We start from the raw sequence: 24226 nt of genomic DNA, 5'->3' as shown, positions 1-24226 counted from the left end.
GTTTTCGATTTGAATTCGCAATGCGAAACGTGAAACGTGCATGCGCTGAGTGGGTGCAGCCGCGCACGTTGCCGGCCACGCGGTGCCGTCACATGCAGACAAGATGGCGTTGGGGGAGCGTTCAGCCCGCCGATTGGCCGGGGTTGAGCTGGGACGGGCTCGCAGCGCCGTCCGCTGCATGGGCCGGTGCGCCGAAGATCTGATCGATGCGCTGCAGAAAGTCTTCCAGCGAGATCGGCTTGACCCAATAGTCATCAAAACCGGCCGCCCGGGCCTGCGTCACCTGCTCGGGCATGGCGTCGGCGCTCAACGCCACCCAGGTGGTGCCAGCCAGCGCCGGGCGCTCCTTGAGCCGCGCCAGCAGCTCGATGCCAGTGCGCTGACCCAGGTTCATGTCGACCAGGGCGAGCATGGGCGCATGCTCCGAGATCACCGCGAGGCCTTCATCAAAGTCGCTGGCGAAGGCGGTCTCCACACCCGGGCGGAACTTCAGGTAGTGCTCGAGCATGAGCCGGTTGATGGCGTTGTCTTCCACATAGACCAGGGTACCGGTGATTTCCGGGCGGTTCTGAACCGCGTAACCGCTGCGTCCACCGGCGGGCTCGTTGCCGGACTGCGACTGCCGAGCGATCGGCAAGCTGACCCGGAACACGGTGCCGGTACCCGCGGTGCTGGTGGCCTCGATCTCGCCGCCCATCAACTCGACCAAACGCTTGGCAATCACCAGACCGATGCCGGTGCCTTCCACGTTGCTGGCTTCGCGCCCCAGGCGGTTGAAGGGGGTGAACAGCTGGGCCAACTGCTCGGCCGACATACCGACGCCGCTATCGCTCACAGTGATCACCAATTGGCCGTTGGCCTCGCCGACCACGACCGACACGTAACCCCCCGGACGGTTGTACTTCACCGCATTCGACAGCAGGTTCACCATCACCTGCTTAAAGCGGGTCTCGTCGATGTTGACGTCCGGGCGGCGCGCACCGTCGAAGTTGCTGGTCAACTCGACGTGCCGCGCAGCCGCGTCCTGAGCGACCATCTCAATGGACTGAGCGACCAGGTTGTCCACCTGCATCACGCGCAGATTGAGCGCGAAGGCGCCAGCTTCGATCCGCGACAGGTCCAGCAGGTCCGAGATCAGGCGCAGCAGATGCATGCCGGAGCGGTGGATCTGCTCGTTGAAGCGCTGCCCTTGCGGGCCAAGGGGCTCGGTGCGGCTGGATGCCATGAGCTCCGAGAAGCCGAGAACGGCGTTGAGCGGCGTGCGCAGCTCGTGGCTCATGCGCGACAGGAAGTCCGTCTTGGCCTGATTGGCGCGGCGCTCGGCCTCGCGCTCGGCCACCGCCTGAGCCGCCGCCTGTTCGGCCGACACATCGCGCGCCACGATCACCCAGGCCACCGGGCCTTCAGACAGAGCGCAAACACTGACCTCGACCGGCACCTCGCCGATGCCGCGCAGGTGCACCTTGCTGGTGTAGGCGCGCTGCGCCATGCCACTGCCGGCCAACGCGGTGGCGCGCAAGCTGTCCAGCAAGGGCTGCGGCACCAGACTGGCGAGAATCGGCACGTCGCTGAACACCAGATCGCCGGTGCCGGTCACGTCCAGCAGACGGCATCCCGGTTCGTTCAGATACAGCAGATGGCCGTCGCCCTGCAGAGCGACCACGCCCTCGCTCACGGCACCGAGAATGATCTCGATCTCACGGAACTGGTCACGCAAGCGCGCCTCTGCGGAGATGCGTCCCTCAAGCTCAGTGGCCTGTCCGGCTGTCAATCGGTTGATGGTGGAAACGAGCCGCCCGAGTTCGTCTGTGTCCTTGCCCCAGCGGCTGGGCAAGGTGATGCGTGCCGCCTCACCGACCGGCAGGGCGTCCACCGCATTGGCCAGCTGTCTCAGAGGGCGGGACAGAATGCGCTCCACTAGCCAGACCACGGCGGCGGCCAGCACAGCGAGCTTGATGAACTCGGCCAAGAGCACATTGCCGGCGCGATTGGCAAACTCCTCGCGCACCTGTTCGTAGGACTCTGTGATCCGCATCTTGCCGATGGGGCTGTTGTCCTCGGGCGCGAACAGCTCGCGCTCCCAGACCTTGTCCACGGTCTGCTGCGGGCCGGTGCGGCGCTCGTCGCGCATCAGACCGTTGCTGTCGAAGACCTCCACGCGCACGATGCTGCCGTCGCGCACCATGCTGGCAGTAAGCAGCGCCAGGCTGTCCGGGTCCACGTTCCAGACCGACTTGGCCACGGGCCGCAAGGTCGAATCTGCGGTGGACAGCGCCGAGCGGTGCGCCTGGGCCAAGCCATCCCGATACTCGATCACCAGCGTCGAGGTGCCGACCACGAAAAAGACCAGCAGGATGGCCAGCGCGATCAGCGCGCCAAGCCGCCAGACCAGCGATCTAGGCGTGAGGCGATGGTCAGAGGGCGCAGACACGGCGCGCAAGAGGCATTCCTGAAAAGGTGTTGCAGGGAGTTTGCGTCCTGCGCCGCGCAGCTGCAAGCGTGAAGTGCGCCGGGTGTCTGCTGCTCAACACCGCTTGAACTCGCCGCGAGACGTTTTCGGCTCAAGCACAACAAAACTCGATCGGCATGCCGTCCGGGACCTCAAAGCCCCCATTGGCGAAGTGCAAGCGCGAGTAATTCGGTGGAGTAGCGAGAGCGCTCGTCGTGCAAGATCAGGCGCTGCGCGTGTGCGGCAGGGCGGCGCCGGTCTCACGCGGGCCGCCAGGCGCCAACAGCCGCTCGGCCGCCGCAGGGCTGGCCAGATCAAACAGCTCCAGCGGCGTACCGGGAAGCACCGGATAGCCCTGCACCCGCAGCCAGCGTCTCTCGGCCAGGTTGGCGCGCTGAATGGCCGCTCCGTAGGTCGAGGCCAGCAGCGCGGTCATGCTGCCGTCCTGGCGCGCACGCCTCAAGCCGCGCTCCAGCGCCGTGTACAGCCGCGGCGAGCGCTCGCTGACGTGGAAATAGCTGTCCAGCGGGTAGTGCAGCACCAGGCTCGGCACCACCGCGAGCCCGCGGCCGAGCTGCGGATGATCCAGCTCGCGGTAGATCTCGGTGATGCCGCGGCTGAAGATGTCAAAGCGGCCATTGCGCAGCATGTCAAACAGGCCTGAGTAGCTCGCGCCGGCCACGACCCGGAAGCCGAGCCGCTCCAGATCGCCCCGATCCGCCCAATCGAGGCCGCTGCCATAGCGGTAGCGCCGCTTCAGCTCGCTCAGATCGCTCACCCGAGTGACGCGCTCGGCGACCTCGGGTGTGGCCAGCAGCAGACGTACACCCAGCAAGCCTCTCTGCAGCGGGAGGCGAATTGGACGGATACCGCGCTGCGGCGGCATCGTGCTCGCCAGCACGCAGAGATCCAGATGGCCGTCCTGCATCTCGATGATGCGCCGAGGCACGGTCATGCTCGCCACGGTCACGATGCGGAACGGCTCGCCGCTGCGCTCCATCGCCAGCGCCAGCAAGCGCTGCGGATAGGTGGTGCGCTGGTCGTTTGCATCGGCGCCACCGTTCATGCGCACGACGATCGGCGCCTTGGACGAAGACGCGTGCGGCGCAGGGGCCGGGGCCGCAGCGGCGCTGCGCGGCGCGCCGATCGCCACCCCGCCCGAACTGACGACAGCCGCCGACAGCGCAAGACGCAGCAGATCTCGCCGGGCAGCGTCCCGGGAGGCGTGGTGCGCCCATTCTGAGACTGGATCACCCGGTCTGCTGCGCTTGCTCATGCCGCGCATCCTAACGCCCGACCACTCAAGAGCACCTCTTGCTCATGCCTTTCGCCCGGCGATCAGCCGTGCGGCCGCCTCGGGGATGGACAGGTCAAACATGTCGAGCGGGGTCCCGGGGAGCACGGGATAGCCGTCTACCCGCCACCAGCGGCGCGCGGGCAACTGCGCCCTCTGCAGGCTGTTGCCGAAGTGGCCGTAGAGCAGTCGGTTCAGGCTGCCGTCCTGCCGCGCTCGTCGCATGCCGTCCTCGAGGGCACGAAACAGCGCAGGATTGGTGTCGCTGACGAAGAAGTAGCTGTCCAGCGGATACGCGAGCGCGATCTCAGGCACCACGGCCAGACCCTCGCCCAGAAACGGATCGTCGAGCTCCTTGTAGGCCTCGATCACACCGCGGCTGAAGATGTCGAAGCGGCCGTAGCGCAGCATCTGGAACAGGCCGGGGTAGGACGGCCCAGTGACAACGCGGAAACCCAGCGCCTCCAGCCCGTTGCGATCCACCCAGTCCGCGCCAGTCCCATAGCGATAGCGGCGCTTGAGCGCATCAAGATCTGCCGTCTTCGCGATCTCGCTGGCCTGCTCGCGCTGGGCCAGCAACACACGCACGCCCAGCAGGCCGCGAAACAGCGGATAGCGCAGGGGCTTCACACCGTCGATGGGCTGGGTGTTGCTCGTGAGTGCGCAGACATCCACCTGCCCCTTGCGCAGCTCCTGCAAGCTCCGTGGCACGGTCATGCCCGGAACGAAGCTGATGCGGTGGGTGTAGTCGGCGCGTTCCAGCAGCAGCTCCAGCAGGTCTTCCACATAGCTGGACGGGCGCTGGCCGATCTGCGGCTCACCGGGCATGCGCACCAGCGGACGAGCACCCGGCTCCGAAACGGGCGGCGCGGCCTGCGCACTGGGGCTGCACGACAGCATGAGACCTGCACCAACACCGGCTGCACCGACCAACCCGTGCATGAATTGACGCCGTGAGCACTTCGCCCCACGCGTGAGCGCCAAAGCTGATGTGTAGTGCGAGCAATCCATGATGAGGACGAGCGAAATTCGATGGCAAACATACGCTCAAACGGGCGACATGCCCTAGTGTCAGCGATGACATTGAGACATCGCCATCAGCATCGATTCAACTCAACCTGAAGCCCGACCGCTGGCCAGCCAGCGAGCCCAGTCCATCGCGCCGTTCTGTTCAGCGCGTGCACTGGACGCAGCCCAGTCATACGCCACCGCATGGAAGTTCACGTCGATGCCATCGGCGTTCAGAGTGACGGTGGCGTAGCGCGCATGCGGGCTGCCTGTCTCGATGACGTGATAGCCGCCGTCGTCATCGTCATACGCGGGCAGGCCGACGCTGCCAGGGTTCACCACGAGCACGCCGCTTGGCAGCAGCGCGCTGCGTGGCATGTGCGTATGGCCACATAGCACCACACGCTCACTCACGGAGCAGGCGCGCTCGGCCACCTCGATCTCGCTGGCGGCGCGTGCAGATTGGCCGGGCACCACGGTCTCCAGCCAGTATTCGCAGTCATTGCGCGGGCTGCCGTGCACCATGCGCACCGCCGGGTGCGGCTTGAGTTGCTGCGGCAAGGCCGCAAGCCAGGCGCGCTGCTCGGGTGTGGTCTGCTCATAGGCAAACTGGTCGCTCGCGCCCCCGTGGGTGTGGGCGCAGGCCAGCAGCTGGCGCTCGTGGTTGCCGGCAATGGTCGGCCAGCCTTGGGCCATCAGGAAGTCCGCCGTCTCGCGCGGCCAGAGCGGGCCGGAGAGGATGTCGCCGAGGTTGAGCACGTGGTCCGCGCCGCCGTTGCGCTCTAGATGCGCGAGCACCGCCCGCAGCGCCGGCAGGTTGCCGTGGATGTCGGAGACGATGGCCAGACGCAGGGTCATCTCAAAAATTCAATTTCGGCCACAATGCAACAAAACGTGTCACATGTCACCTTCCGCATGCAGAAAGCGGATCCTGAGGCATAGACGCTTCCAAAAACCATCATTTTCCATCTGATTCGGCCAAATTGATTGCCGAAACGACCCGAAACGCGAAGGGCGACGCGCCCTCGCGCAGGTCCACCGTCACTTCGACCGCCGCCACCTGCTGGTCACCTGGCACCATCACGCGCGTGATGTTGGCGAGCTTGGCAGGGTGGCGGTCCAGCCAGGGCCGGTCGATCAGCAGACGGTGGCCGTCGCCCTGCAGCACCAGCACTGGCTTGCCAAAGGCAGCCGCCTCCCGCGCGATCGCGTCGATGGTGTCCGCCATGCCACGCGCGCCCGGCTGGAAGCTGAGGTAGGCCTGCATCGCAATCACCACCGCAGGTGCGTTGCTTGATCGGGCGGCAGCGAAACCCTCGGCCAGCCAGGCCAGGTTGGCGGCGTTGCGCTCGCTGTATTCGGCCGCGTCGGCGATGCCATTACCGCTGCCCACCACGTGCAGGCTCATGAAGAGCACGCCCTGCTCGACCCAGCGCTGATTCTCCACGAACCTGGCGCGCGCTGTGCCGGCGGCCAATGCGCCCTGGCTGTCCACGCGGCGCGGTGTGCCGCGGGTGGTGCCGGTGGCAAAGAACAGCTCACGCAGCTTGGCCAGACGCTCGGTGGGCACGTACACCCCGGCACTGGCGCGGTAGCAGTCCGTCCATTCGTTGTCGCCCGGCGTGTAGAACAGCGGCTGGGTGAAGCGGTCGAAGTAGCCGCGTACGCGCAGAAAGGTCTCGTCATCACACGGCGTCGTGCCGGTCTTGATGTCACCCAGATGGATGCTGAACGCGCCGCCGCGCGCGTTGATGGTGTCGATCAGCTTCAGGAACTGCGCGTCATTGCCGTAGGGCAGATCGCCCATCGCATGGAAGCGGAAGCCCGGCGCGGTTGCGGCACGGGTGGCGACAGCACGCCGAGCCTCCTCGGCGGCCTGCGTTGCGGCCTCTCTGGCATTCTGCTCGGCCCGCAGGGCCGCGGCGCGCGCAGCATCCACCGCGGCCAGCGCCGCAGCGCGGGCCTGCCGCGCCACTTCATCGGCATCGCTTGTGCGCCCTGACGTGTTCGGCGACGTACTGCCCGGTGCAGCAGCGGGCGCGGGCGATTCGCTATATCGGTAGGCGCAGCCGGCGAGCGTCAGCGCAAGCGCAAGCCCCAAGACCCCGCGCAATACCCGCGCAGCGTGGGCGCTGGCGTGGAGCCGATCCGCACGCATGCCGCGGCCTCAACCGGCCAGCCCGGCGCCTTCGTCAAAGCCGAGCATCAGGTTCATGCACTGCACCGCCGCGCCGCTGGCCCCCTTGCCGAGGTTGTCCAGGCGGCTGACCACGAGCACGCGCTCGTCATTGCCGAAGACAAAAATGTCGTTGCGATTGGTGTCGTTGGTGGCCAGCGCGTTGAACTGGCCGTCCTCCAGATTGCTCTCGGCATCCAGCGGCATCACGCGCACGAAGCGCTGGCCGGCGTAGTGCTGCGCAAGCGCGGCGTGGATCGCGGCGCGCGTGATGCCCGCTGCCATGGCGCGCAGATGCAGCGGGATGCTCACCGCCATGCCCTTGTAGAAGTTGTCGACGATGGGCACGAACACCGGCTTGTGCGAAAGACCCGTGTAGGTCTGCATCTCCGGCAGGTGCTTGTGCGTCAGGCCCAGGGCGTACATGCGCGCCGCATCAAGCGCGTGGCTTTCCACTGCGGCCTCATAGGCGGCGATCATCTTCTTGCCGCCGCCCGAATAGCCGGTGAGCGAATGGCAGGTGATCGGGTAGTCCCTGGGCAGCAGCCCGGCGGCCACCAGCGGCGCCACCGCCAACACAAAGCCTGCGGCATGGCAGCCCGTGACGGCCACGCGGCTGCTTGCCTGGATGGCGGCGCGCTGCGCTGCGTTCAGCTCCGGCAGGCCGTAGACCCAGCCCGCCGCCGTGCGGTGCGCCGTACTGGCATCGATGAACTTGGTGCGGGTGTTTCCCGGCGCCACCAAGGTGACGGACTCTCGCGAGGCCTCGTCCGGCAGGCAGAGAAACACCACATCCGCTTCGTTGATCAGCTCGGCGCGGCGCGCCTGATCCTTGCGGCGCTCCGCCTCGATCTCCAGCACCTGCACCTGGCCATGCGCGGCCAGCCGCTCGCGAATCTGCAAACCCGTCGTGCCTTCCTGGCCGTCGACAAACACCTTGAACATGTGCGCAGCTCCTAGTTGCAGCGCGAATTATCGGCGCAGGCCGCGAGCCCTTCATGACGGCGGCAGGCTTGCATGCGGAAACGCAGATCCAGCATGGATGCGGTTCTTCAGGGCAAAGTGCCTGAAGAACCGCACCAGACAAGCGGGAAGCCCCCGGATATCTCAACGTGGTGAGTCTTCTGGCCTTGGCGATGCGCGCTTGAGCAGGCTTTCAATGAGATCCAGCCATTGATTCCACGAGCCAACAGCCGGCTCGACACCCAAAACGTAGTCGCAGAGTGGATAGAGCTCATCCTCGATGCGCTGCTCGTCGCCCTGGGCCGACGCCCTAAACGCTGCCAGCTCGACTAGTACATCGCGCACGGTCTCAGGCCGGGCCCGGGCTAGGTAGTCATCGACAGCCCGATACGTGCAGCCGTAGGCTGGCACCCAGTCCTGATGAAATCTGGTTGCAAAGAACTGTCCGAGTTCTGATTCCCGTTCAATCCACACTTCTGCTTGTCCGTTGCCACAAATGCCGGGCGAGTCGAGCAAGTCACAACACGAGGTTGAACCCCTCCACCAGCGCCCCCGGCGTCGTGATGCTCGCCAGCTGCCGGCTGCCGTAGGTGCCGCTTTCCGGAATCAGCTCGGCCGTGTCGGTGAGCGCGACCAGCCCGTCGCCGAACATGCGCAGGAAGCTGTCGTCGAAGCGCATGACGGACAGCGGCGCGACCAGCTCGCCGTTTTCCACCCAGAAGCAGGCAAAGCGGGTCATGCCGGTCATGCGGCAGGCTTGGCGGTCGCTGTAGTTGAGGTACCAGAGGTTGCTGACATAGATGCCGGTGCCCAGAGTCTTGAGGACATCGGCCTCGGGCAGTGTGCCTGCGGCCAGGCTCAAGGACTCGGGCGACTCATTGCCATTTGCGCCGGTGGTCGCCACGCCGTACTCGCGCGCCGAACGCGGCGACACCAGCTGGCCGGCAACCTTGCCGCCATCCACCAGCGCCGTGGCGTCCGGCTTCACAAAGCCCAGGGCCGAGAAGCGCGGCGCAATGCCAGCGGCGGTGCGTTCCGCCAGCTGCACGTCGGGACTCATCGCGGCCTCGCCACGCTGCAGCTTCACGAGCGTGGAGGTCGCCGTCCTGGCCGCCTTCAGACCAAAGCCGCCCCAAGACAGGGTGCCGAGCAGCTCGGTCATGGCCACGGGCGTGAAATAGGTGCGATAGGCGCCGGGCGAAAGCGTCTTCACCGGCCGCGCCAGCAGCGCCAAGCGCTCGCGTGCGGCCGCCACGCGGCGGCCGAATTCGGCGCTGTCCCAGTGCGTGCCGCTGTAGCCCGTCTTCACCGCCTTGTCCGCGGCGTGGTACAGGCACCAGTCGAAATGGAAGCTGTCCACCTTGTGCCAGTTGCGTTGGCCACGGCTGTCGGCAAAGGCGCGCACCACGGCACCGCCCTGATAGAAGCCGACAAAGTCCGTGCCCTGCGCATGGGTCAGCACAGCGTCCACGACCTCGGTGGCCGCAGGCACGCCGCCGTGATCATGGCGGCTGGTGCCCTCGATGCTGTCAGGTAGCAGCAGGTGCGGGTCTTCGGGCACGGCAGGCAGATCGCCCAGCAGCTGCGCGCGCTCGGCCAGTAGGCTGTCGGTGTCGGCCGCGAGGTCGCCGGTGAGGGTGATGGTGCTCTCGGCGCGGCGCTGGCCGTGGATCACGGCCACGGTGGCGTAGCGCTGCGCCACGCGCGTGATCTGCCGCACGGCAGCGCGGTTGAATCGGATGAAGTCGCTGTCCTCGGCATTGAGATACAGCGTGACGCGATCCGCGCCCGGCGTGGCGGTGCAGATGCGTTCGGCCAGCTTCAGAAACTCCGGCTGCAGCAGATCCATGGCGGAAGGGTTCATCGGATCGTGCTCGCTCATGCTGCACCTCCGAACACTGAGACATTGGAGAACTTGCAGGCCGGCGAGGCATGCCCCACGCGGATCACCTGACTCGGCTCGCCCTTGCCGCAGAAGGGCGTGCCCATGACTTCCATGGTGCTCGCATCACCCACCGCGGACAGGCTGCGCCAGAAGGTGCTGCTCACGCCGCGGTAGCCGGGGTTCTTGACCACCTCGGCCAGCTGGCCCTTGCGGATCACCTGCCCGTACTCGCAGCTGAACTGGAACTTGTTGCGCGAATCGTCGATCGACCAAGAGCAGTTGGTGTGCATCAGCACGCCATAGTCGACTGAGGCGATCATGTCATTGAGCGAGCTGCTGCCGGCTTCCACATTGAGGTTGCTCATGCGGTCGATCGGCGCGCGGTTCCAGCTGGCCGCACGCGTGGTGGACACGCCGCTGATGTCGGCACGCAGCGCGCGGGCGCGGGCCTGGCTGATGGTGCCGCCCAATGGCCGCACGAGGACGCCGTCCCTGATGATGTGATGCCGCTCGGCCGCTGCGCCGTCATCATCGAAGGCAAAGCGCGCGAATTCGATCTCGCGCGTGGGGTCGTAGGTCACGTTCAGCAGCGTGCTGCCATATTGATAGTGGCCGAACATGTCGAGCGTGACGAAGCTGGTGCCAGCAAAGTTGCGCTCGTCACCCAGGATGCGGTCCAGCTCCAGCGGATGGCCGATGCTCTCGTGGATCTGCAGCATCATCTGGTCGGGCATGAGAATGATGTCCATCTCGCCGGCCGGGCAATTGGCTGCGGCCACCAGCTGCAGGGCCTCATGCGCCACGCGCGGTGCGTCGCTGTAGAAGCGGGCGCGATCCAGCACCTCCAGGCCGCCCTGCTGGCAGTAGCCGTTGTATTGGCCAGCCGCGGTGCGGGTCTGCGTGTGGCCGTTCTGGCTGGCCACCGCAGTGATGTTGGGGATGACGAAGTCCCAGCGCTGCAGGGCTTCGCCACCGTCGCTGGTCACGTAGGCCTGCTCGGTGTGCAACGTCCACAGCGAGGCGCTCCAGTCCACGATCGCATCGTCCACCTTGGCGGCGGCGCACACGCTGCCCAGCAGGTCGTACTTCTCGGCCAGGCTCAGGCTCGCCACCGGGCGCTGTGTACTGCTGGCATAGCGGCCGTTCGGCTTGGGCATGGCCACCTGCCGATAGTCGAACACCGTCTTGCCGGCCACGGCCTGCGCGGCCTCCTTGGCGCGGACAAAGGCGGCGCGCAGGCCGCTGTCGCTGGTATCCGAGGTGGCGGCGTAGCCCAGGCCGCCGCCGTCCATGACGGTGACCATCACGCCAGCGTCGCGGCTGCGGCTGGGTGCCTCGGCCACGTTCTGGCGCACCTGGAGCTGTTCGGAGGTTTCGGTCACCGCACGGGCGGACCAGAAGTCGCAGGCCGGCGCCTGGGCGCGGGCGCGATCGAGCAGAGAAGCAGACATGACTCGTCCTGAAAATGACGTTTCAGAAACTTAGCAGGGCGTATGGCGCGGGCGGCGCGGGTTTGCGAGCACGCCAGATGACGAAATCTCGTCATTCCGTCGATCGCAACACGAACCGAAACAGCCGCGTTGCGCCGTACATTTGCACAATGAGCTCAAGCCCCGATCCGTTGAACGCCGCGCGTGATGCGCTGGCGGCCTGCTGCAAGGCCGCGGCCCGCGCTTTTCTCGATGCGCCGCCGCTGGCCATGAGCACGCAGGAGGCGCTGCTGCAGCACTTCCGCACGCAGGCCATTCCTTCGGCGCAGGCGGCGGCCGCCTTCTGGCAAGTCGAACAGCGCTTCACCGCCGAACTGGCATCCCAGATGCAGATGCATCTGGCGCGGGCCTGCGAGCGTCTGCTGGCCGCGGACACCGTGCAACGTGCCCAGCCCGCCGGTCCGCTCGCGCTTGCCGACGCCGCGCAGCTGGAGCGTCAGGTTGCTTTGATCGCATGGACCGCGCAGCTGCCCGCGGAACTGACCCAGATCGAAGAGCAGTTGAGCTACCAGGTCCGGCGGGTGCTGCGCTCTTTGGAAGGACAGCGGCCGGGGCTGCGCGCAGATGCGCAGCCGTTCAGCGCGCGCCAGCTGGCGCAGTGCATCACGGAGGTCTGGGACGCGCTGGCCGCACCGCATGGCGGCGGCGCCCTGTTGTTTGCCCGGCACGCTGCGGCCCTGCAGCCGGTCGTGCTCAGCGCCTTGCGCAGCGTGCTGGCCATTCTTGATGAGCGCTACCCGATTCCGGCACCACGAGCGGTGCCCCAGCCAACGATACGAACGCACCCAGCCCACGAGGCACCGGCGCCAGAACCGGGTGCCGACGACCCGCTGCACGCACTGGTGCTCTTCACCGCGCCAGAGCTGGCGCAGGCGCTGGCCACGCGCATCGCTGCCCTGCGCAGGCGCGGCCATGGCCCGGATCTGCAGCCGGAACTCGAGCGCATCGAGGCGCAGCGCGCTCAGGATGCCCCGCAGCTGCGTGCCGAACCGCAAACGCTGATCCGCCGCACCCGCAGCCTGTTCGAGGAGTTGCAGCAGCTGCCCGATCTGAGCCGTTTTGATCCCTCGCAGGTCGAAACCCTGCGCCTGCTGTCGCGCGTGTTCATGATCCTGATGCGCGACACGCGCCTGTACCCCGAACTGCACACGGCGCTTGAAGATCTGCAGGCGCCACTGCTGCGCACTGCCTTGCGTGATGCCGCGTTCTTCACCGACTTCGATCATCCGGCGCGCCGTGCCATTGCGCAGTTGATCGCCACCGGCATGGATCGCACGGTGTCCGAATCGCAGCGGATCGAACGGCTGCGCGGCGCGCTCAAGAGCGCCTCAGCCCTGTTGTTGCAATCGAGTCAGACCTCGCGCATCCACCCTACCGCAAGCGACGCGGCCGACGACGTGGCCGCCCGCGATGCCGCCTTCATGGCCGTGGGCGAGCGGCTGACGCAGTACGAGATGCCGGACTTCGTGGCGCGCATGCTCACCATGCACTGGAGCGAACTGCTGGCGCGGGCCTACGTGCGCAGCAGCGCAGACCCCGCCATTTGGATCGAAGGCCTGCGGGTGCTGGACCGGCTCATCTGGAGCGTGCAGCTGCGCGGTGACGACCGCTTTGCGCGCGAACTCACGCGCGAGCTGCCGGGTCTGGTGCGCTCCGTGCGCAGCGGCATGAAGGCCAGCGGTGCGAGCATCGAGACGACCGAGCGCTTCATGAAGCAGCTGGAGGACTGGCACATCAAGATGCTCAAGGCCACGTCAGTCACCGTGCTGGTGCGCTCCGGCAACCACAAGCGGGCCTACCGCAATCTCGGCCAGACGGTGGCCCGCCTCACGCGTACCGACCTCGTCCAGATGAAGACCGAGAGCGGGCGTGCCACCACGGGCCGCGTGCTGTGGGCCAGCCCGGCGAAAAGCCGCTTCATCCTCGCGCGTTCGAACCGCCACGCAGCCCGCCTGGTGCGCGACACGGAGGTGCGGCGCATGCTGCAGAGCGGACAGCTCGCGATCAACCGCAAGCCAGAGTAGTGGCGGCTGGTCGCTGGTGACCCGCTGTCAGGCTGGCGCACCGAAGTCGACGCCCTGCTGGGGCAGCCGGAAGATCTCCACCAGGTTTTGCAACGCTTCAGCCTGGCGCTTGAGCGACTCCGAGGCTGCGGCGGATTGTTCGACCAGCGCGGAGTTCTGCTGCGTCGTGCTCTCAAGCTGCGCGATGCCAATGTTGACCTGGTCGATGCCTGCAGCCTGTTCGGCTGATGCGCTGGTGACTTCATCGACCAGCTGCCGCACGCGTTGCACAGCGGTGTGGAGTTCATCCATGGTGCGCCCGGCACCCTGCACCAGTTCGCTGCCTTCGTCCACGCGCTCCACGTTGGCGCCGATCAGCTGCTTGATCTCGCGCGCCGCCTGGGCACTGCGCTGCGCGAGCGTGCGCACCTCAGCGGCCACAACAGCGAAGCCGCGGCCCTGGTCGCCGGCACGCGCAGCCTCGACCGCCGCGTTCAGGGCCAGGATGTTGGTCTGGAAGGCAATGCTGTCGATGGTACCGATGATGTCGGTGATGCGGCGGCTTGCGCCCTGAATGGTCTGCATGGTCTGGACCACCTCGCTGACCGCTCGCGCACCGCGGCTGGCAACCTCGGCGGCCTGACCGGCCAGTTCACTGACCGAGCTGGCGCTGTCTGCGTTCTGGCGCACCGAACCGGCAAACTGCTCGACCGAGGCGGCAGTCTGCTCGATGCTGCTGGCCTGCGTCTCAGTCCGTGTGGCCAGATCCGCATTGCCACTGGCAATCTCGTGTGCAGCGTGGTCAATGCGCTGCACTTCATTGCGCACGTCGCTCACAAGCGCCTGAAGGTTCACGTTGAGCTGATTCAAGGATCGAAGCAGGCCGCCTACCTCATCGGCACGCGCGCTCCCAAGCTTCTGCGTCAGGTCTCCGGCAGCGATCCGGTTCGCCGCGAGCACGGCCTCGGCCAGCGGCTGGCTGATCGAGCGGCGCAGCCAGATAGCCGCCAGTCCAAGCAGCACGGAAATCGCTATGGCTTCGATGACCCAACGCGCCACGCCCGACGCGGGAAGCCACGCCAGCAGGCCGACCGGAACCACTGCCATGACCGTCAGCGCCAAGAGGAGGCGGCCCGCAATTCCAAGGCGCAGGGCTTCGGACAGACGCCCCCGCCAGCCAGCCGGAACGACTCGACCCTCATGCAGACGCAGGGTCTGGGTGCCGGCTGCCTTGTCGGCACGCATGCGGGCATAGAGCTTTTCCGCATCAGCGATCTGCTGGCGCGTCGGTTTGGTGCGCACGGACATGTAGCCCGTGGGCTGGCCGTCCTTGATAACGGGCGTGGCATTGGCCACCACCCAGTAATGGTCACCGTCCTTGCGCCGGTTTTTGACCAACGCTGACCAGGGCTTGCCGGCACGCAAGGTCTGCCACATGTCGCGAAATGCCTCTGGCGGCATGTCCGGATGCCGTACGAGGTTGTGGGGTTGACCGAGTAATTCGTCTTGGGTGTAGCCGCTGACCTTCACGAAGGTCGGATTGCAGTAGGTGATGTAGCTGTCCAAATCCGTGGTGGATACCAGCGTTTCGCCCTCGGGAAACTCGTACTCCCTCTGCGAGACCGGAAGATTGGCTCTCATGACCGCTCCTATGTGGGTTGCTGCCGGAGCCGAGACCCATCCCATGAAAAACCCTAAGCTCGACACCGCTTCGACAGAATAGGAATGTCCACGACAGGGAATACCCCGAGATGCGACGAAAAATTAACGCAAACCAACGAAATTCAAGGTGTTGATCCGCCTCAAATTTCGCGTAGTTTTCGCCTAAAGCGGCTTGAATACTCAGCTTTCTGCCAATGCCGATCGTTCGCAAACGATCGCAATTGGCGCAATCGGTTGGGAGACCTAGCGAGAAAGCCTACTTACGCCTAGTCTTTGTCCAAGACATCATGAATCCGGAATTTCCCGGATTTGTTCCCAAGGGTCCTCGACATGTCCAAGCTCATCGGCAATCTTGGCCGCGCTCTGCAGGCCTCGTCCATTGCCGTCCTTGCGGCAATAGGGCTGCTGGCCGTGGCGCTGATCCTGCTCGTCGCAGGCATTAGCGTCGCTTCGAATGGCTCGCAGGCCCTCGAACACGAAGACGTGACCCAGCGTGCAACGCTGCTGGCTGACGAGTGGGTTCGTATGGCGCGCGTAAACATTGCCCTGGCCGAACTGCTGCCGAGCACGCGCAACCAGGATCTTGCCCGGGTCATCGACATCGGCGAGCGCAACGCCGAGCGCATCGCAGTGGTGCTTCAGGAGCTGCGCAGGATCGTGCCCGCAGAGGGCTACGGTGTACGACAGCTCGATGAGGCAGCGCAGGCACGTGCGCGCTTCCTCGAGGAACGCGGCCGCTACGTCGCGCTTGTCCGCGCGGCAGAGCGCTCGAGCGCGGACCAGAACGCCCATGAGAAGCAGCACGGCGCGCTCATGCTCGCTGCGCGCGAATACGGTCAGTTGCTCGAGAACTTTGAGCAGCGCATCCTCGCCAGCACAGTAGCCGAGTCCCGCAACGCCATCCTGGCCACACGCCGCGCCGGCTTCATGCTGGTCGCTGCCGGGATCCTGCTGCTGCTGGGCACAGCCTTGGTGTTTCACTCCACGCGTCGCATGCGCAGGCGCCTGCGCGATAGCGAAACCGCACGTCGCCGCGAGTACGAAGTGCTGCAGGCAATCCTGCGCGAGTCGCCGGACCTTGTGATGGTGATGGACGAGAACGATCGCTTCGTGATCGCCAACAAGGCACTCGCAGACCTATTCGGCACCACCGAGGCAGCACTTGCCGGCAAAACCGCGTCGGACTTTGCGATCGGCAAAGAGCACACGCAGGCGTACTGGGAGAGCTCCAAAGAGGCCCGTCGTGCAGGTCGCACGCTCTTTGTCATGGAGAGCGCGCCAGATCGTTCGGGCGAGATGCACCACTACTACTCGCTCAAGCACCCCTATCGCACGGCCAGCGGCCAGACGCATCTGCTGATCATCGCGCGTGACGTCACCGCCGTGCTGCAGGAGCAGAATCGCATCCGCGATCTGCAGCAGCGCCTGAGCAATCTGCTGGAGATTGCCGGCGAAGGTATGTGGGACTGGCACATTCCGAGTGGACGCGTGGAGAACAACCCACGCTGGTGCGAGATCTTCGCAGTGCAGGATCAGCGGCTGGAACGCGACTTGAGCGAATTCGAATCCATGCTGCACCCGGAGGACCGCGCTGCGGTCGTTGCGCGCCTTCAAGCAGTGCTGTCTGGCGAAGTGGAGCAGTACCAAAGTACACACCGCATGCTGCGCACCGACGGCCAGGAGCTCTGGGTCGAGGACCGGGGGCGCGTGGTGGAACGCGACGCGCACGGCGCGCCGGTGCGCATGCTTGGCGCCGTCTCGGACATCACTGCACGCAAGCACGCCGAACATCAGCTCGCCGAGGCGCTGGAGCGCACGTCCGCCATGAGCGAGACCAAGTCGCGCCTGCTGGCTAGCATGAGCCACGAGATCCGGACACCGATCCACGGCATTCTGGGCCTGACCGAGCTGCTGCTACGCAACCCGCTACCGCCGAGCCAGCGCCATCAACTGGATCTCATCGCCAACTCCGCGCGCACCCTGATCGTGCTGGTCAATGACCTGCTCACCTACTTCAAGCTCGAGGCAGAACGCGTCACGCTGGAATCGATCCGCTTCGACCTGACCGACGAGCTGGACGCACTGCTGCGTCCTATCGAGGTCAAGGCAGCTGAAAAGGGGTTGCCCCTGCACGTGCACATGGCCGCTGATCTGGCCTGCAGCCTCGTGGGTGACCCGACCCGGCTGCGACAGGTGCTGACCAACCTCCTGGACAACGCGGTCAAGTTCACCAGCAGCGGCCGGGTGGCGCTGCGGGTTTCGCGGCTTGCGCCGGACCAGGCATCGCCCGACGGTTGCGGGTGGCTGCGGCTGGAAGTCATCGACAGCGGCCCTGGCATCGCTGCCGATCGGCTGGGGCTGCTGTTCCAGCCCTTTGTCCAAGAGGACGCGACCATCACACGGCGCTTCGGCGGCACCGGCCTGGGTCTGTCCATTTGCGCCCGGCTCGTGGAGTTGATGGCCGGACGGATCGACGTCTACAGCACGGTGGGCGAAGGGACGCGCTTTGTCGTCGACCTGCCCCTGCGCGAGCCCATCGCACGCAGTGATGTCCAGCCCAGCGAAAAGTCGCTACCGCGCATCTTCTGGTTCGAACGTGCCGGCCGCGATGCACTCGACTGCACCGGGAGTCTCGGGGCACTCGAGCCGCAGATCAAGGTTCTGCAGACCTTCGACCTGGCGCTGCTTGATGCGCCCGAGCGCAACACCTGCTGCACCTGGCTCATCATCGATGGTGCCGTGCTCTCACGCCCCGCTCTGGCGCCGCGGCTCCTCGAGATTGCCAAGCGCAACCGCACGCTGCACTGGGTCGTGATCGCGTCTCTGAGCGATGCACAGCCGATTGCGTTGTCGGAGCTGCTGCCTCCGGAACGCCTGGTGATGCTGGATCGCCCCTTGCTGATGCCGCAGCTTGCCGGCGCCATCCTGCGCCATTGTGCTCACCAGGGTGGCCCTGCCCCGGTCAAGATTGAACCCTCGGAGAACAGCGACTTCGCGGGCCTGCAGGTGCTGCTGGTGGATGACAACGAGGTCAACCGCCTCGTGGCGCAGATCCAGCTTGCCAGTCTGGGCATCCACACGGAAGCGCGCAGCACCGGCGAAGCCGCGTGGACCACCCTGCAGGCCGAGCATGATCGCTTCGATTTCGTGCTCATGGACGTGCAGTTGCCCGATGTGGACGGCATGACCGTCACGCGCCGCCTGCGCGAATGGGAACGCCAGCGCGGTCTGCGGCATCTTGCAGTCGTGGGTGCTACGGCCTTTGTGCTGCCCGAGGAGCAGCGCAAGTGTCTGCACGCCGGCATGGATACGTTCCTGGGCAAACCCTTCCGGCCCGAGGACCTGGCGGCGATCTGCGTGCGCCTGCGCGATGGCGGCCTGCTGAACCGTTCTCCGGCCGACATCGCCCTGCAGCCCTCCTTGGCATCCGCTGCTCGAAGTGATGACGCAGTGCAAAGCTGAGCTTGCCCCTCGGTTTGGCCGATTCATGCCGCCGGAGCAGGGCCGCAAGCGCGGCGTGCACACATGCTCAGCTGCGCGTCGCACCTGCCCGGCGCATAGCCACGGCGGCAAGCACCGCCAGCGCAAGCGCGGCAAACAGGTGCTTGAGCGTGTGCCCGGCAATCAGCTCGCCGCTCCAGTGGAAGATCCGGTCGTCCAGCACCTCGCACACCTTGGCCAGCGCGTAGCCCGCTGCGGCAAGCAGCCAGGCCGAACGCGGCAGAAGTCCGCCGCGCATGCCCGGCGCCAACACCAGCAGCGCAATCATGGGCGAGAACTGGGCCAGCAGATAAGGACGCAAGTCCTCTGCGCCCCAACCCACGCTGAGATACCAGTAGGCCGAACTCGCCAGAGCCGCTAGCGTCAGCAGCATGAGCGGCAGCCGCCGGCCCCAGCGCGCGTCCACATGCTCGACGAGCAGTACCGCCAAAAGAGCCACAGCGGTCACGCCGATCGGCAGACGGTCCCAGAGCAGCCCCCAGTTGGCGGGCGCCCAGTGGTAGTAGCCGGAACCCAAACCGGTCAGCATGCAGGCCACACCGGCCAGCGCGAGTGCGGTGGCTGCGGGATGCGCGCTGCGCTGCCACGCACGGGCTGCAAGCAGCAACCAGAGCCCAGCACCCAGAAAGGGCAGATTGGACAGCACGTCCAGCGCGTACGGCACGCCCAGCAAGGTCCGCGTATCGGCAAAGTCGTGGTAGTCGACAGGCTGGGGGATCGGGCCTGCCAGTGCCAATGCGATCACAGCAATCGCAAACACGGCCAGCAGAACGCGCCGCGTCACCGACGAGGCGGGCTGCGCCGCGGCCGGTCGGTGCGCGGTGGCATCGAGAGGTGTGGGAAGTACAGCGGACATGGGAGACTCCAAGGGGTTGTGAAGAGCTCCCATGCTCAGCGCATCGGGACTGTCCCGCGAGGACTATCGCCTGGGGTCGCAGTACGTGCGACTGGCGGGCGCGTTCTCGCGCCCCGCATCAGCGGGCGGGTGCGCTTGATGAGGGCGTGGGCGATGCCGATGCAACCGTGCTGCTTGGCACCAGCGAGAACCTGCCCCACTCGGCCCGACTGGGACGGATGCGGAACATCAACAGGTAGACACCTACCAACAGAGCGAACGCTGTCTCGGGTCCATGCTCCCAGCCCAGTCCGAAGACCCCTTTGCCATCGCCGTACTTGCCCAAAGCAAAGCCGATCCATGCGAAGTAGGCCGCCGCCATCACGCGCGTGAGCCACTGCACACCCTTGATGAGGTAGGCCCAGACCACGACTGCGACCAGCAAGGCCAGCGTATTCAAGCCCCAGTCAGCGGGATGGGTGATGAAGCTCTTCCCCGTAAAGAAGACGACGTCGATCAGCGCGATCGCCAACAGAAGTCTTGGTGTCCGCGCGAGACGTTGTGACCATGCAGCCCACATTCGATGTGCTCCCAAGAAGAGAGCACAACGCTAGGACAGCAGCCTGGTTTGCTCCACCCGGGAAAATGCGGAGGTTTGCGCACCCGCGTGGCTGGCTACCGCAAACACGGCGCGTAGCAGCACCTAGATCCGACCCTCTTCCACCGCGTGGCAGGCGACGATGCTGGCGCCGTAGAACTTGCTTTGCGGCGCTTCGGTCTTGCAGCGCTCGTTGGCGTGCGGGCAGCGCGGGTGGAAGGTGCACCCGGAGGGTGGGTTGAGCGGGTTGGGCACCTCGCCGGCCACCGGGGTGCGCGCTTTGCCCGTCATCTTGATGTCCGGGATGGCGTCCAGCAGCATGCGGGTATAGGGGTGGCGCGGCGTATCGAAGATCTCGCGCTTGGGCGCGAGTTCGACCAGCTTGCCCAGGTACATCACGCCCACGCGGTCGGCCACGTGGTGCACCACCTGCAGGTTGTGGCTGATGAAGAGATACGTGAGGCCGTCTTCGCGCTGCAGATCCTTCATCAGGTTGAGCACCTGCGCCTGCACGGACACATCCAGCGCGCTGGTGGGTTCGTCGCAGACCAGGAACTCGGCCTTGGTGGCCAGGGCTCGCGCGATCGACAAGCGCTGGCGCTGGCCGCCGGAGAACTGGTGCGGGTACTTCACGCCGTCGGCCGGGTTCAGGCCCACGTGCTTGAGCAGCTCGGCCACGCGGTCGGCAATCTGACTTTCCGGCAGCAGTTTGTGCTCGCGGATGGGCTCCGCGATGATGTCCAGCACGCGCCAGCGCGGGTTCAGGCTGGCGTAGGGGTCCTGAAAGATCATCTGCATCTTCTGGCGCAGCTTGCGGCCCGCGGCCGTCTTGAGCACACCGATGTCCTGACCTTCGAAGGTGATGGAGCCCTGGCTGGTGTCGTACAGGCCCACGAGCAGGCGCGCCACGGTGCTCTTGCCGCAGCCGGATTCACCCACCAGCGCGAGGGTTTCGCCCCGGCGGATGTCGAAGCTCACGCCGTCCACGGCGCGCAGCAGGCTGCGACCCTTGCGTTCGATGACCCGGTTCAGCCAGGGCGCGGACACATCGAACACCTTGGCGATGTTCTTGGCCGACAGCACCACATCGGCTTGCGGCTGGGCGTTCTCTTTCAGTACGGCGCTCATGGGGCGTGTCTTCAGTCCAAAGTGCGGTGCTGCCTGGGCTCAAGTTCCAGAAGGCTTTCCGCTTGTCTGGCGCGGTTCTTCAGGCAGTTTGGCCTGAAGAGGCGCATGAATGCTTGTTCTACGCTTTCGTATCCGGGCTAGGCGGCGGCCTTGGGGGCTTGTGCATGCAGCCAGCAGGACGCCTGCGTCTTGCCTGCGGCGAACAGCTCCGGCCGCTCGGTCTTGCAGCGGGCAAACACCTGTGGGCAGCGCGGGTTGTAGGCGCAACCGGTGGGGATGGCGTTCAGGCGCGGCATGGCACCGTCGATCTGCGCCAGACGCTCGGTCGTTTCGCCCAGCACCGGGATGCTGCCCATCAGGCCCTTGGTGTAGGGGTGCTGCGGGTTGTGGATCACGTCGGCCACCGGCCCGATCTCGGCCACGCGGCCGGCGTACATCACGGCCACGCGGTCGGCGGTTTCGGCAATCACGCCCATGTCGTGCGTGACCAGCATGACCGCGGTGCCATGCTCGCGGCACAAGCGCTTGATGAGGCTGATGATCTGCGCCTGGATGCTCACGTCCAGCGCTGTGGTCGGTTCGTCGGCAATCACCAGCTTGGGCTGCGCTGCCAGCGCCAACGCGATCACCACGCGCTGGCGCATGCCGCCGGAGAACTGGTGCGGGTAGTGATCGATACGACGGTCCGGTGCCGGGATGCCGGTCTCGGCCAGCAGCTCGATGGCGCGCTTGCGCGCTGCGTCGGCACTCAGGTCCAGATGCGTCTGAATCGTTTCGGTCAGCTGGCGACCCACGGTGTAGAGCGGGTTCAGTGAGGTCAGCGGGTCCTGGAAGATGGCACCGATCTCGCGGCCGCGAATGCGGCGCATCTGCTCGTACGGCAGGTTGTCGATGCGCTTGCCGTTGAGCAGGATCTGCCCGCCGGCCACACGGCCTGGGGGCTCGAGCAGGCCGATGATCGCTGCGCCAGTAATCGATTTGCCCGCACCGGACTCGCCCACCACGCCCAGCACCTCGCCGGCAGAGATCGAGAAGCTCACATCATCGATGGCGGTGAGCGTGCCGCGCCGCGTGGGAAATTCCACGCGCAGGTTGCGCACTTCAAGCAGCGCTGCGTTGCTGTCGTTGGGCGAATTCAAGGGCTTGGGCCTTCCGGGGTGTTCAGTGCGTTCGATCGGGTCGCCCGGGTGGGTTCTGCCACCTGCCCGGGGCGCATGGGTGTTGGGGCGCTCAGCCCTTCTTGGCCGTGCAGCCGGCCTTGGGTTCGCGCTCCACGACGACCGGCTCGAAGTCGTCCATCAGGGGGCTCTCGCGCCGCGCGCCGAGGCGGATGATCTCGCAGGGGCCGACATCCACGGTGAAGGTACGGTCCACCGACTGCGTACCGTAACGCTCGGGACGCGCGGTCACGGTGACCACGCGCTTGCCGGGGTCCACCATCACCGGCTGCTGCAGGTAGGACTTGCCGTCCACCTTGCTGACGATGACCGGGTACAGCTTCGGGTCCACACGCGTGAAGGGCTTACCCTCCAGCTGGGACTGGGTCGTAGTGCATGCCGACAGCAGCGCAAGCGCGCCGGCGACAGCAAAGAGTTTCGCGATGTGCTTCATGGTGCGATCTCCTTTCAAGGTGAACGACAACTTGGCGGCCGGAATGCCTGAGGGCCGCCCTTACTGAAGCTTGGGGTTCAGCGCGTCTCGGAGCCAGTCACCCAGGAGGTTGACGGACAAGGCGAGCATCATGAGCGCGATGCCAGGGAAGATGACCATCCACCACTCGCCAGAGAACAGCAACTCATTCCCCTTTTGGATCTGAACACCCAGCGAGGGCGACGTGGGCGGCAGGCCGACGCCGAGAAATGACAGTGTCGCCTCTGTCAGCACCGCACTTGCGATGTTGATGGTCGCCAGCACCAGCACCGGGCCCATCACATTGGGCAGGACGTGCTTGAACATGACGGCCAGCGGGTTGACACCGATCACGCGCGCTGCCTGCACATACTCCTTGTTCTTCTCGACGAGCGTCGAACCACGCACAGTGCGTGCGTACTGCACCCAGTTCGACAGGCCGATCGCCACGACGATCACCAGGAACACCATCGAGTCGTGTGATCCCTTGGGCAGTGCAACACGAGCAGCGCCGTCGATCAAAAGCACGATCAGGATGGCCGGGAAGCTCAGCTGTACGTCAGCGACTCGCATGATGAACGCGTCCACCTTGCCGCCCACATAGCCGGCCAGCAGGCCCAGGCTGATTCCGAGAAACATGGCCAAGGCGACCGACGCCAGGCCGACGATCAGCGAGATCTGGATGCCGTGCATCAGCAGTGACAGGACGTCTCGGCCCTGATCGTCTGTGCCGAGGATGTACTTCGGATTGCCGCCCTCGGACCATACGGGCGGCGTACGGCTGTCCATGAGGTCGACGGTGGCCAGATCGAAGGGGTTCTGCGGTGCGATCAGGGGCGCAAGCAACGCTGCGCCCACGAGCAGCAACACCACGATTGCAGCCACAATGGCCACGGGGCTGTGCCGGAAGCTGTAGGCCAGATCGGAGTCCCATGCGCGGGCCCACCAGGACTGGGGCTTGGCCAGGGCGAGTGCAGAAGTTGTGCTCATGATTCTGTTCAGCGTATGCGGTGGCTCAGGGAGCGAGTGTGTCTAGTTGCAAGGCGAATCGTCTCAGGAGGATCAGTGGGCCGAGGAGGCGCGCTCCACACGCAGGCGTGGATCCACCGCGAAATACAGCAAGTCAACGATCAGGTTGATCACCACGAAGATCAGCGCGATCAGGCACAGATAGGCCGCCATCACCGGGATGTCAGCGAACTGCACCGCCTGAATGAAGAGTAGGCCCATACCCGGCCACTGGAATACGGTTTCGGTGATGATTGCGAAGGCGATGATCGAGCCCAGTTGCAGGCCCGTGATCGTGATCACGGGAACCAGCGTGTTCTTCAGGGCATGGCCGAAGTGCACGGCGCGGTTGGACAGGCCGCGCGCTCGGGCGAATTTGATGTAGTCCGTCCGAAGCACCTCCAGCATTTCGGCGCGTACCAGGCGCATGACCAAGGTCAGCTGGAACAGCGCAAGCGTGACGGCCGGCAGGATCAAGTGCTTCCAGCCATCCGCCGTCAGCAGCCCCGTAGTCCACCAACCCAGGGCGGTGGTATCGCCACGACCGAAGGAGGGCAACCACCCTAACCACACCGCGAACACCAGGATCAGCAGGAT

The 24226-nt window shown here is 65.8% G+C and carries 19 protein-coding genes (1 of these 19 cut by a window edge); 2 read left to right on the top strand and 17 right to left on the bottom strand.

Annotated elements, in window-relative coordinates; all coding sequences use genetic code 11:
• Positions 1 to 121: 121 nt before the first annotated feature.
• From ACMDW7_RS03335 to ACMDW7_RS03295, 9 genes are all read right to left on the bottom strand, one after another.
• Positions 122 to 2431: an ATP-binding protein gene (locus tag ACMDW7_RS03335; RefSeq protein WP_377305593.1), complete on the bottom strand. Its 2310-nt coding sequence runs from the start codon at positions 2429 to 2431 to the stop codon at positions 122 to 124.
• Between the two features lie 241 nt (positions 2432 to 2672).
• Positions 2673 to 3725, bottom strand: coding sequence for a hypothetical protein (locus ACMDW7_RS03330; RefSeq protein WP_377305595.1), 1053 nt, complete (start codon positions 3723 to 3725; stop codon positions 2673 to 2675).
• Positions 3726 to 3767: 42 nt separating this feature from the next.
• Entirely contained in the window at positions 3768 to 4643 is an 876-nt protein-coding gene (locus ACMDW7_RS03325; protein ID WP_377305597.1) for a substrate-binding periplasmic protein, read from the bottom strand.
• 213 nt (positions 4644 to 4856) lie between these two features.
• Positions 4857 to 5603: a metallophosphoesterase family protein gene (locus tag ACMDW7_RS03320; RefSeq protein ID WP_377306152.1), complete on the bottom strand. Its 747-nt coding sequence runs from the start codon at positions 5601 to 5603 to the stop codon at positions 4857 to 4859.
• 106 nt (positions 5604 to 5709) lie between these two features.
• Entirely contained in the window at positions 5710 to 6909 is a 1200-nt protein-coding gene (locus ACMDW7_RS03315; RefSeq protein ID WP_377305599.1) for a hypothetical protein, read from the bottom strand.
• Positions 6910 to 6918: 9 nt separating this feature from the next.
• Positions 6919 to 7872 carry an N-acetyl-gamma-glutamyl-phosphate reductase gene (gene argC, locus ACMDW7_RS03310; RefSeq protein WP_377305601.1) on the bottom strand — a complete coding sequence of 318 codons (954 nt, stop codon included), beginning with the start codon at positions 7870 to 7872 and terminating at the stop codon, positions 6919 to 6921.
• 162 nt (positions 7873 to 8034) lie between these two features.
• Positions 8035 to 8406: a contact-dependent growth inhibition system immunity protein gene (locus ACMDW7_RS03305; protein WP_377305603.1), complete on the bottom strand. Its 372-nt coding sequence runs from the start codon at positions 8404 to 8406 to the stop codon at positions 8035 to 8037.
• Position 8407: 1 nt separating this feature from the next.
• Positions 8408 to 9772, bottom strand: a complete 1365-nt coding sequence (locus ACMDW7_RS03300; RefSeq protein WP_377305605.1) for a TldD/PmbA family protein — start codon at positions 9770 to 9772, stop codon at positions 8408 to 8410.
• Positions 9769 to 11226 carry a TldD/PmbA family protein gene (locus tag ACMDW7_RS03295; RefSeq protein WP_377305607.1) on the bottom strand — a complete coding sequence of 486 codons (1458 nt, stop codon included), beginning with the start codon at positions 11224 to 11226 and terminating at the stop codon, positions 9769 to 9771. The genes ACMDW7_RS03300 and ACMDW7_RS03295 overlap by 4 nt, the downstream gene beginning before the upstream one ends.
• 149 nt (positions 11227 to 11375) lie before the next feature.
• Here ACMDW7_RS03295 and ACMDW7_RS03290 point away from each other — a divergent pair, with 149 nt between their 5' ends.
• Positions 11376 to 13289 (top strand): DUF1631 family protein, encoded by a 1914-nt coding sequence (locus tag ACMDW7_RS03290; RefSeq protein ID WP_377305609.1) that lies wholly within the window; start codon positions 11376 to 11378, stop codon positions 13287 to 13289.
• 27 nt (positions 13290 to 13316) lie between these two features.
• On the opposite strand, the gene ACMDW7_RS03285 is transcribed toward ACMDW7_RS03290, so the two are convergent.
• Positions 13317 to 14909, bottom strand: coding sequence for a methyl-accepting chemotaxis protein (locus ACMDW7_RS03285; protein ID WP_377305611.1), 1593 nt, complete (start codon positions 14907 to 14909; stop codon positions 13317 to 13319).
• Between the two features lie 351 nt (positions 14910 to 15260).
• On the opposite strand from ACMDW7_RS03285, the gene ACMDW7_RS03280 reads away from it, so the two are divergent.
• Positions 15261 to 18392 (top strand): ATP-binding protein, encoded by a 3132-nt coding sequence (locus tag ACMDW7_RS03280; RefSeq protein WP_377305613.1) that lies wholly within the window; start codon positions 15261 to 15263, stop codon positions 18390 to 18392.
• Between the two features lie 67 nt (positions 18393 to 18459).
• Here the strand turns inward: ACMDW7_RS03280 and ACMDW7_RS03275 are convergent, their stop codons facing one another.
• The 7 genes from ACMDW7_RS03275 to ACMDW7_RS03245 all read right to left on the bottom strand — a co-directional run.
• The gene (locus ACMDW7_RS03275; protein WP_377305615.1) at positions 18460 to 19287 is read right to left on the bottom strand and encodes a hypothetical protein; all 828 of its coding nucleotides are present in this window, start codon (positions 19285 to 19287) and stop codon (positions 18460 to 18462) included.
• Between the two features lie 118 nt (positions 19288 to 19405).
• Positions 19406 to 19798 (bottom strand): hypothetical protein, encoded by a 393-nt coding sequence (locus ACMDW7_RS03270; RefSeq protein ID WP_377305617.1) that lies wholly within the window; start codon positions 19796 to 19798, stop codon positions 19406 to 19408.
• A gap of 171 nt (positions 19799 to 19969) precedes the next feature.
• Complete coding sequence (locus ACMDW7_RS03265; protein WP_377305619.1) at positions 19970 to 20992, bottom strand: ABC transporter ATP-binding protein; 1023 nt, start codon at positions 20990 to 20992, stop codon at positions 19970 to 19972.
• A gap of 137 nt (positions 20993 to 21129) precedes the next feature.
• The gene (locus ACMDW7_RS03260) at positions 21130 to 22131 is read right to left on the bottom strand and encodes an ABC transporter ATP-binding protein (RefSeq protein WP_377305621.1); all 1002 of its coding nucleotides are present in this window, start codon (positions 22129 to 22131) and stop codon (positions 21130 to 21132) included.
• A gap of 91 nt (positions 22132 to 22222) precedes the next feature.
• On the bottom strand, positions 22223 to 22603 hold the full coding sequence (locus ACMDW7_RS03255) for a hypothetical protein (RefSeq protein ID WP_377305623.1): 381 nt from the start codon (positions 22601 to 22603) through the stop codon (positions 22223 to 22225).
• Positions 22604 to 22663: 60 nt separating this feature from the next.
• A complete protein-coding gene (locus tag ACMDW7_RS03250) occupies positions 22664 to 23611 on the bottom strand; it encodes an ABC transporter permease (RefSeq protein ID WP_377305625.1) in 948 nt (315 codons plus the stop codon).
• Between the two features lie 72 nt (positions 23612 to 23683).
• Positions 23684 to 24226, bottom strand: the 3' portion of a protein-coding gene (locus ACMDW7_RS03245; RefSeq protein ID WP_377305627.1) for an ABC transporter permease. It continues 441 nt past the right edge of the window; only the last 543 of its 984 coding nucleotides appear in the window; its start codon lies off the right edge, out of view — the gene reads right to left on this strand; its stop codon occupies positions 23684 to 23686.

This window comes from Piscinibacterium candidicorallinum, from assembly GCF_047549485.1.
GTDB classification, from domain to species: domain Bacteria; phylum Pseudomonadota; class Gammaproteobacteria; order Burkholderiales; family Burkholderiaceae_C; genus Piscinibacterium; species Piscinibacterium candidicorallinum.
The sequence above is the reverse complement of the archived record's forward strand: the minus strand, read 5'-3'. Positions and strand labels throughout refer to the sequence as shown.